This is a genomic window from Paenibacillus sp. MER 180, assembly GCF_023713665.1.
GTDB lineage: Bacteria > Bacillota > Bacilli > Paenibacillales > Paenibacillaceae > Paenibacillus_B > Paenibacillus_B suaedae.
In genome coordinates this window covers 1-8,198 of sequence record NZ_JAMAVT010000038.1, presented here as the reverse complement: position 1 = coordinate 8,198, position 8,198 = coordinate 1, and the positions used below count along the sequence as shown (strand labels likewise).

Here is an 8,198-nt window from a genome sequence, read left to right as displayed (position 1 = left end):
CTGTTTCTTGAAATCATCTGTAAATGTTCGTCTTATTCTTGGCATAGTAGATCCGCTCCTTGTTATGATGTGTTAATTCTACTAGCCCTTAATTTTTCTGTCCAACTAAGTGTAGCCGATCTATTTTGTCAGTCCAGATCTATTATTAAGGTTTTCCAATATATCTTTTCGGCTATGACCCGGTCTTAGGAGATTACCCCTACAACTTACATATTCCTGACTCAAATAAAAGTTACATGTCACAATTGAAGCATTTCTTGCAAGAACATTCTCGATGACTTTAAATAATTTATCTGGGTTTCTAGTGATAGATTTAAATGAGTCTGTAAAAAAGAATGGTGTGCCTTCTTGAATTGATTTAAGTACATTCAATAAATGTGGATCTATATTGGGATCCATCCCGCTTAAGATAACAGTCTTCTTTTTATAGTATTGATCAATATTAATTAAGTTGTCAGATTTAAGTTTTACATTATGTACTCGAGAATTCGAGTGATTTATTACTGCATATTTCTTATTTCGGAAAACTATATCCCCCAATTCCTTCAATACATTCCAGGCTCTAGGATATAATGTTTTTAGACTTCCATATATATCCTTACCACTTTCTAAAGTACCCGAACATTCGGATAAATCAATTCCACTAAAATAGTTTATTGCATCTGATGTGAATTTTCTTACGTCGTGTTCAGGGATGATTGTTTTATCAAGACCTAGAGATTGGGCAGCTTCATTTGTACTTGAAAGATCTTCAAATAAGCTATTTCTAATAGTTAACACTACAAGACAACGCACTTCAATTTGTGTTGGAGGCTGATAGAAAAATGCCTCTTCAATCCCTGTAACTAATAAAGTTCTTTTAAATTCAGTATTATTCCAATGAGATAGCAAGGAGTGTATTCGACTTTTAATATCAGTACCAACCTTATTAATTACGTCTTCAGTAATACTATATTGTTTCAATTTAGGATATAAAACATCAGTTAAGTAGGTTTCTATTAAAGGTTCCATAATAAGTTCCTCCAAGACTTAAAATATGATTCTAATTTGGTTCCTTTCAAGAGTTTCGCCTAAGTTGTTAGTTTCATACGTTGATTTCCCTTAAAAAACTCTTATCTTACTGAAATCAATGTGTTGCTCAAAAATACTTCTGTGAGAATTCCACCTGTCAACCAAGGGTGTACGCCCACGATGTACCAAATTACTCTTCCTTGAACAATTTACGATATAATTCTTGTAGATCTTGATCCTTTATAAATTCCTCAATGAATTTGCTGTTTTTAATCTTGTCTTCGTTATTTTTAAGATGCTCCAAAATTTTCTGTGACTGATGTTCGGGTACAGACCCTTCATTAGCATGTTCAAGAACGGAAATCAAATCACCTAGAACAGGACTCCCTATTAATTGATTTGTTGTTAATTTACCTTGATCTCTAATTAAAGTATTTCTCCATATGTCAAATTTAGTCTTTTTAATTGTTGTAACAAGTAAAATCCCTGATAAATTTGAGTAAACATAACTATAATCAAACGGGTCATTATTCTCTAAGAGAAACCCAAATATACTTCTCCTGAAAAAGGATATCGGCCTTAAGTGAGCATGTGAAACAAAGGCTAGATCATTTAAAAAATAGATATGGGACTCCACATTACTTGGAAAACTTTTCTCCCCTAATAAGTAGCCCCCAAGATCTTGAGTTGCCTTGGTTATTTCTTCAATATTATTCTGGGTAATGTCTATTTCTTTATTGAGATAATCAATTAACTCTAGATACAATAGTCTCCAATTAACAGAAGTAACAAAATAGTTAAGCCATTCCTGATATTCAAATTCATTTTGATTATCCTTTAAGTAGGGAATAAAAATTGTTTCAGCAAATTTTTTTTCGGTTTTTGAGAACAAACCTTCACATTTCTCACACAATAGATATTTTTTGAACCCATCTTGCTCTCTTCTTTTGTAGTCATTCTCGCTCTTTCTTAAATATCCTGTGATTCCTGTTTTCTTAATCCATTCCGTCACGAATTTTGGGATTATATGACTTCCTTTAAGGGTTGTTATATTCTTACATAATGCACAAGTTTGCATTAATCTCCCTCCTAGTAATTTTGTATTTTATATAACGTTCTTGTATTCACGAACCCGAGAGGCTTAAAGCTCCGAATGGACTTAGTCTCGCATGGTTGTGAGCTGAACACACTTCTTGCTTATCCCTTCTCGCGAACCAAGGATCCCACAGCGTAGATACGGTGTTAGCTAATGGGGGATGCCATCTTCGCATCTTCGAGATTCTTTCGATTGTGAATGACCACGTCTTTTTGGTTTCAACATTTTTTCAATCCTTTGATACATCTTTTCTGATATGGTACTATATATGTAATAAAGACCAAGTGCGCTAACACTTGGTCCATACAATTGGCTTGGATGGGTAATCCCTTCTTAGTCATTCATGAATGGAAACCCACCTTTGGCGTCCAACCTTGGGGTGGGTTTTTACTTTCTCTTGTTGTTATGATTAATGTACGTTAAAAGAGCAAGAATGAATGTTCCAAAGAGGAGCATGATCGTTATCGCATCTTTTACTTCCATGGCTTCACCTCCTTTCGAAGGGAAACCATGCCCACCCAAGATTCAATTGTAGTTATATTTTACCTTTTTCCACATCCGCGCACAAGCGTTCCTATTTTGGTTTTGAACTTACAGTTTGAACATGGTTTTAATGCAATTCGCATACCTTCCAAATAACGTTCCCGTATTTCACGACACGAGCCAGCCTTAGATAGCTCTCTTCTTAGGCTGGCTCGTCTGTTGTCTAACCTTCATCCATTATTATACATCTGGCAATCAAGGGGCGAAAGCCCCCGGCGTGAATACTTTCTTATAGGGTCTCTGCGGCATCATAAAATCACTTCAAATTAACGCTCCTCTGAATGTAATATCTGATCGTTTACAAACGCTTTAATGAAGAATAGCTCATCTCCAATAGGCTTCCTTTTATTTTCATTTTCAAAAGTCTCTAATGATTCCTCTAATGAAGTTGAATTTGTGGCTTTACTGGCCGATCTTAGCTCTTTCCAGAACAAATCCATTTCTTCGATATCACAAATCGATTCATGACCAGCTATGAAATGACTCGCGTCGAATTTCTGAATATCTTCTATCATTGGCTCTAAATGAGACTTTTTATAATGAAATAAAGAATTTTTGGTTGTACCATAAAAACTATCTCCAAGGAAAATTGCTTTTTCATCGGGAACATAAACAATGGTTGAATCATCAGTATGAGTGCTTCTGATTCTCTCAATAACACAATTCTTATTTCCTAAGTCAAGAACAAGAGACCCATCAAAAACAATATCTGAAGAATTTAATTTGAACACATCCCTATTAGGCACTTCACTCTTGATAATCTCCATACACAGTGAATCCATCTTTTTAGCATCTACATATTCTTGAAGAGAGCGATCGTCAAAAGAATAGCTTCGCCACGTATTCAATAATTGATTGGTAAGGCTATTCACAATGATCGTTGCATTATACTCATTCATCCCCAAAAAATGATCCCAGTGTGCATGTGTGATTACCAAATACTTAACCGGAGGTACGTTTACCTTTTCGATTTCACTCAAAAAATCTCTAGCATGTTGAACAGAATTTCCAGCGTCGATGACTAGACTATATTTGTCTCCACAAACCAATCCTAATGTCGGTCTTTCTTTCGCGTTTTGGTTAGATAAATAATAAATGGAATCACTTAATTTATTTAGCATACAATATCCCCTCTTTTAAGAACTTTAGTTTCTCACGAGTCTCTTCATCACAATTTTTCATTGGTACCAACTCCCCACCCATTTAGTTATATTTTGCAATTATAGCATCTCACAAATGATATAGAAGGTAGTAAACAATTATAACTAAACTGTACTTATGCTAATAAAATGAGCAGGCTGCGGCAGCCTGCTCAACAAGATGTGTTATTAAATTATTGTTGGCTTACCTTATCAACCGAAAAAGAAATCAAGAACATTCGAGCCAGCCGAAGATTTTTTATTGTAAAATTCGGAATATCCGCAATTTGCGCAGTATACGACTATAAATTGATTGTGCTGAATATCGAACATTTTGGATAGCCCTGTGCCGGTCATTGCTACTTCTTTCGTCCTTGCGTCTCTGCTTCCGCATTTGATGCATCCTTTTTCACTCATACATCTGTCACTCCCCAACATGTTATGTTTCTTCGTACGTTTCCAATGCATATAAGGTTGCGAAAAAAACAGGATGAATCTATTTTCAATTAGGCTGGGTCGTTAGTTGTGTGCTGTATCTTCCTCGGATTATACATCTGACAATAAGGAGGCGAAAGCCCTGATGCGTGAATATAACGTGGTACTTTGTAAAAACCAATGAAAAAAGCTCCCGTCATGAGAGCTTTCCGTTCCATTCACCGGAGGCGGGAGTACAATGAACGTCCGAGGAGAAGGCCTCCAATAGCATAAACAACTGACACCCAGATTCCACTCTCGCTCGTAGCTAAATACGAAGGAATTGAGATATTTATTGTGACCTTCAGAGCAACAAGCAAGATGATTGCTCCAACTATTCCGAATATCTTCATGCCCGACCCGATTTTTCCTCGTTTATTGAGTTTTAGCATCCATCCTTGAAACACTCCGGCTAAGATGCCCAATATAGTTCCTGATAGTAGCAAAATCCACTCTTTCGCTCCAATGCCATTCATCGTGAGCGCCCACACAACTCCGGCAATCAGCAGCAACAATCCGACGAGAAATATGCTATCTAACCTTTTCATGACACTACAACTCCTTTATGAATTTGTAATAAACCACACCTGCCAGCCGTTAATAAATCTTCTTCAACAGCGCAATAACTTCATCTAGGGTGAGGCCAAAGGATTTGTAGTATGAAGTGTCGTTAACCATTTGCTTCAAAACCATTTCGTTGCGTATTTTCTGTATTTCGTCGGATGTGAATTCGGCTACGAAACACCCTTTACCTGTTACTGTATTTATCAAACCACTTCGTTCGAGTTCTTCCCAAGCTTTCTTTACGGTAATGACACTAACACGAAGCTCCAGGGCTGCTTGTCGAATTGGTGGCAAACAATAACCGCTCTCTAATTCGCCTTTCAAAATTTGGGCGCTGATTTGTTCGAAAAGCTGCTGATAAATCGGCTTTTCAGATGTGTTCGAAATAGATACGTTCATTGGATCTCCACTTTTAGGAACCGTCTAACCGCAATTTGATAAGCAATCATAGTGAATGCAATAAATATCACGATTCCTGCGATCAGGATGGAAATTTGAAGCGTCATATTGTGGGCACCACTGCCATTGAAAGTGTCTGACACAAAAGAATTCTGGACTCCGAGCCATTGTGCAACTCCGGCAAAAAGCATAGCAGCCGAAATGGATGCCAAGGCTGCCCCGCCATATTTATACGCCGTCTTGTAATACATGGAAATAAAGATAATATTGAAGATCGCGAGCATAACAAAACATAAACCCCAGAAACCCATGTGCGGTGCGAAGAAATAGTGGGTCAGATTCGGATATAAGCGAAGATTTATCATACCGAAGATCATTGCACTAACCATATGCAATAATTCCAGAATGACTATAACGAGTATCCTTGCTTTCACCATGTCACTTCTCGTTACCGGCATCATACTGGTAAACATCAAATCGTTCTGAGTTCTATATCCGCCAAATATATTCGGGATCGTTATCCAGCAAAAATACAGAATGACGATAAAATATAACCAACCAGGAACGAGCATTAAGGCGCCCAGAATCAGAGGCATTATAAAAAACATAGGATGGACGCCTAATTTTAAATCCTTCATCACTAAGTTATACATGCACATCCTCCTTTTTCGCGAAATAAATCATGACTTCCTCAAGACTCGGTGTGATTGCTTGAATATCGGAAGTTGGTTCGAAGTCTTTGGTGTGGATCAATCCTGTAAAGCCGAAGGAATTTACTTTGTAGGAAATCAACTTTTCTTTCACCTGATCCAGCTGAATTTTGCTACCATTCAGTAGGCGATATGACGCAATAAATTCATCTTTCTCAGAGCTGTTGATAATCTGTCCGTTTTCGATAAAAGTAATAAAATCGGCGCATTTCTCCAAGTCAGATGTAATATGAGTGGAGAAAAGAATACTGATTTCTCCATCTACTACGAGCTCTTGAAAAATATCCAACAAATCATCTCTTGCGACCGGATCGAGTCCGCTTGTTGGTTCATCGAGGATAAGAAGCTTTGCACCATGGGACAAGGCAAGGGCCAAACTGTACTTCACTTTCATTCCCGTCGACAATTCGATGATTTTTTTGTTTTCATCCAATTTAAATCTTCTCAAATAGCGGGAATAGGTTTCATCATCCCAATTCGTATAGAATTTTTTAATCACATCGGTCACCGTTTTGATTTTGCTTCGAGTATAAAAATCGATGCCGCCGAATGCGTATCCGATTTCTTGTTTCAATTCGATTTCGTGTTCGGCAATGTTTTTGCCCAAAATACGGACCTCACCGCTGTCAATTTGAATCATATTCAGGATCGATTTTATTGTGGTTGTCTTTCCTGCGCCATTGGCACCGATAAATCCCATAATATAACCCTTTTCCAATTGAAACGACACATCTTTTAACTGAAAATTTTGAAACTTCTTGTTTACGTTTCGAATGTCTAATGCCAGCATACAGGACCTCCTCATCAAATTGTGTATGTCGTGTATGCACAATATAACACAGGAAATTTCTAGAAGTCAATTACTTCGTGGCCTAATTTACGGAATTTATTTTTAGCAATTTTTCAACTATCCTAAGAATCCCTTCCCGGGTCAAAACAGTCTTGTTATTTTTCCCGCTCTACCTACGGCGAGAGCAATCACCTCGGTCACCGATGCTCCTCCCCACATACAAAAAAGCCTGCAATATTAATTGCAGACTCCTTAACTCTAGTAGATTCAGTTCAATGTGAAACATCAAATCACTTGATCTTTAGAGGTATGGTAAACTAAGGTATTATTCTGTATGGATCTTAGACAATTGGACTTCGAGGTTCTCTCATTTTAAACTTTTTTAATTGCTGCTTTACTTTTATGATTATATATAAGATAACAGAGATACAAATATTGTTTAGTAATAATATATAAGGTAGTAAATAATCGTTTTGTAGTACATCTTGTTGATTCAAAATAAGATACCCATGATTGATATAAATGAGACGGAGATAATGTTTTGTATATTTCGCTCTGATACTTTAATGAATAATCCCACTACCAAATATCTTACCCATCCAATCATATCAACCCATAAAGTATTTGATAAAAATTGATCATTTAAGTAAAGGAACGAAACCCAGAATCCAAATAGAAAAATAAATGTAATCCAAATGAGATTCGGATATTTTTCTTTGTTTGTTCATCGATCTTAATAATATTCACTACCATCATCCCCTTATTTGATTATCCATTGTTTCATCCGATCTTTTATAGTACTAGCAATCTGTTCGTCTCTTTTATTAATCCATTCATATAATGGACCTTCAATAAATCCCTGCAATTCTTTTCGAGTATTTTCAAGACTGTCTATTAGGTCTTTATATGAATATTGAATGGACTTGTTAACATGACTATCAATTGTTTCCGGATCATCGGGCCAAACATGTACTTGATCATTTATGTATGTAATACCTGGAGCAGGATCATGCCCCATCCACGGACTTTGTTTATTTATAATCGTATCAATCACACCAGAGAAATCTTCTAAACCACAGCAACAGCTCGGTAAAATATACTTGTTCTCATCTTCAAAGAAAGCAATCCCACCTGATAGTACAACTCCCTCTTGCTCCAATAGTTCATTAAAAGATAAAAGAAATGACTGTTCTATATTGATATGATTATAACCAAATAGAAGAATCAGAAATAATTCAACATCCCGCTCATTCGATTCAGAAGATAAACAGATAAATTCTTCTCGAGTAATTTCATTAGCAATCCATTCAGGTTTGTCATAATATGGTTCAGTTATTACTGCTTTTGTTTATTGCATACTAAAAGTGCCTAAAATTGCAGCGTAAAAATGCTCAAGCTGAATGCAAAAAGGCACTTGTCAGCCCCTTAAAATCCTCCTATCGTTAGGTTTGCTGAGAACTTAACAAAGGAGA

Annotated in this window: 10 protein-coding genes; all 10 read right to left on the bottom strand. The window is 36.5% G+C overall.

Annotated features, from left to right (window positions below):
- Positions 1–120: 120 nt before the first annotated feature.
- The 10 genes from M3661_RS29450 to M3661_RS29405 all read right to left on the bottom strand — a co-directional run bounded on the left by M3661_RS29450 (position 121) and on the right by M3661_RS29405 (position 7,885).
- Positions 121–1,011, bottom strand: coding sequence for a hypothetical protein (locus M3661_RS29450; protein ID WP_251490996.1), 891 nt, complete (start codon positions 1,009–1,011; stop codon positions 121–123).
- A gap of 190 nt (positions 1,012–1,201) precedes the next feature.
- Positions 1,202–2,089 carry a hypothetical protein gene (locus M3661_RS29445; RefSeq protein ID WP_251490993.1) on the bottom strand — a complete coding sequence of 296 codons (888 nt, stop codon included), beginning with the start codon at positions 2,087–2,089 and terminating at the stop codon, positions 1,202–1,204.
- A gap of 405 nt (positions 2,090–2,494) precedes the next feature.
- Positions 2,495–2,590 (bottom strand): competence inhibitor ComI, encoded by a 96-nt coding sequence (comI, locus tag M3661_RS29440; protein ID WP_021255831.1) that lies wholly within the window; start codon positions 2,588–2,590, stop codon positions 2,495–2,497.
- A 326-nt stretch (positions 2,591–2,916) separates the two neighbouring features.
- Positions 2,917–3,771, bottom strand: a complete 855-nt coding sequence (locus tag M3661_RS29435; RefSeq protein WP_251490990.1) for an MBL fold metallo-hydrolase — start codon at positions 3,769–3,771, stop codon at positions 2,917–2,919.
- 231 nt (positions 3,772–4,002) lie between these two features.
- A complete protein-coding gene (locus M3661_RS29430) occupies positions 4,003–4,206 on the bottom strand; it encodes a zinc ribbon domain-containing protein (protein ID WP_021260544.1) in 204 nt (67 codons plus the stop codon).
- Positions 4,207–4,442: 236 nt separating this feature from the next.
- Positions 4,443–4,811, bottom strand: a complete 369-nt coding sequence (locus tag M3661_RS29425) for a hypothetical protein (RefSeq protein WP_251490987.1) — start codon at positions 4,809–4,811, stop codon at positions 4,443–4,445.
- 49 nt (positions 4,812–4,860) lie between these two features.
- The gene (locus tag M3661_RS29420) at positions 4,861–5,226 is read right to left on the bottom strand and encodes a GntR family transcriptional regulator (protein WP_251490984.1); all 366 of its coding nucleotides are present in this window, start codon (positions 5,224–5,226) and stop codon (positions 4,861–4,863) included.
- Positions 5,223–5,879, bottom strand: coding sequence for an ABC-2 transporter permease (locus tag M3661_RS29415; RefSeq protein WP_065294337.1), 657 nt, complete (start codon positions 5,877–5,879; stop codon positions 5,223–5,225). Before M3661_RS29415 ends, M3661_RS29420 begins: the two co-directional genes overlap by 4 nt.
- Positions 5,872–6,726: an ABC transporter ATP-binding protein gene (locus M3661_RS29410; protein ID WP_251490968.1), complete on the bottom strand. Its 855-nt coding sequence runs from the start codon at positions 6,724–6,726 to the stop codon at positions 5,872–5,874. The genes M3661_RS29415 and M3661_RS29410 overlap by 8 nt, the downstream gene beginning before the upstream one ends.
- 760 nt (positions 6,727–7,486) lie before the next feature.
- A complete protein-coding gene (locus M3661_RS29405) occupies positions 7,487–7,885 on the bottom strand; it encodes a hypothetical protein (RefSeq protein WP_251490965.1) in 399 nt (132 codons plus the stop codon).
- Positions 7,886–8,198: the final 313 nt, after the last annotated feature.

Bases quoted from the DNA above. Each gene is read 5' to 3' on its own strand.
- M3661_RS29435 (WP_251490990.1), bottom strand. From the start codon at position 3,771: ATGCTAAATAAATTAAGTGATTCCATTTATTATTTATCTAACCAAAAC.
- M3661_RS29430 (WP_021260544.1), bottom strand. From the start codon at position 4,206: ATGAGTGAAAAAGGATGCATCAAATGCGGAAGCAGAGACGCAAGGACG.
- M3661_RS29445 (WP_251490993.1), bottom strand. From the start codon at position 2,089: ATGCAAACTTGTGCATTATGTAAGAATATAACAACCCTTAAAGGAAGT.
- M3661_RS29420 (WP_251490984.1), bottom strand. From the start codon at position 5,226: ATGAACGTATCTATTTCGAACACATCTGAAAAGCCGATTTATCAGCAG.
- M3661_RS29450 (WP_251490996.1), bottom strand. From the start codon at position 1,011: ATGGAACCTTTAATAGAAACCTACTTAACTGATGTTTTATATCCTAAA.
- M3661_RS29425 (WP_251490987.1), bottom strand. From the start codon at position 4,811: ATGAAAAGGTTAGATAGCATATTTCTCGTCGGATTGTTGCTGCTGATT.
- comI (WP_021255831.1), bottom strand. From the start codon at position 2,590: ATGGAAGTAAAAGATGCGATAACGATCATGCTCCTCTTTGGAACATTC.
- M3661_RS29415 (WP_065294337.1), bottom strand. From the start codon at position 5,879: ATGTATAACTTAGTGATGAAGGATTTAAAATTAGGCGTCCATCCTATG.
- M3661_RS29410 (WP_251490968.1), bottom strand. From the start codon at position 6,726: ATGCTGGCATTAGACATTCGAAACGTAAACAAGAAGTTTCAAAATTTT.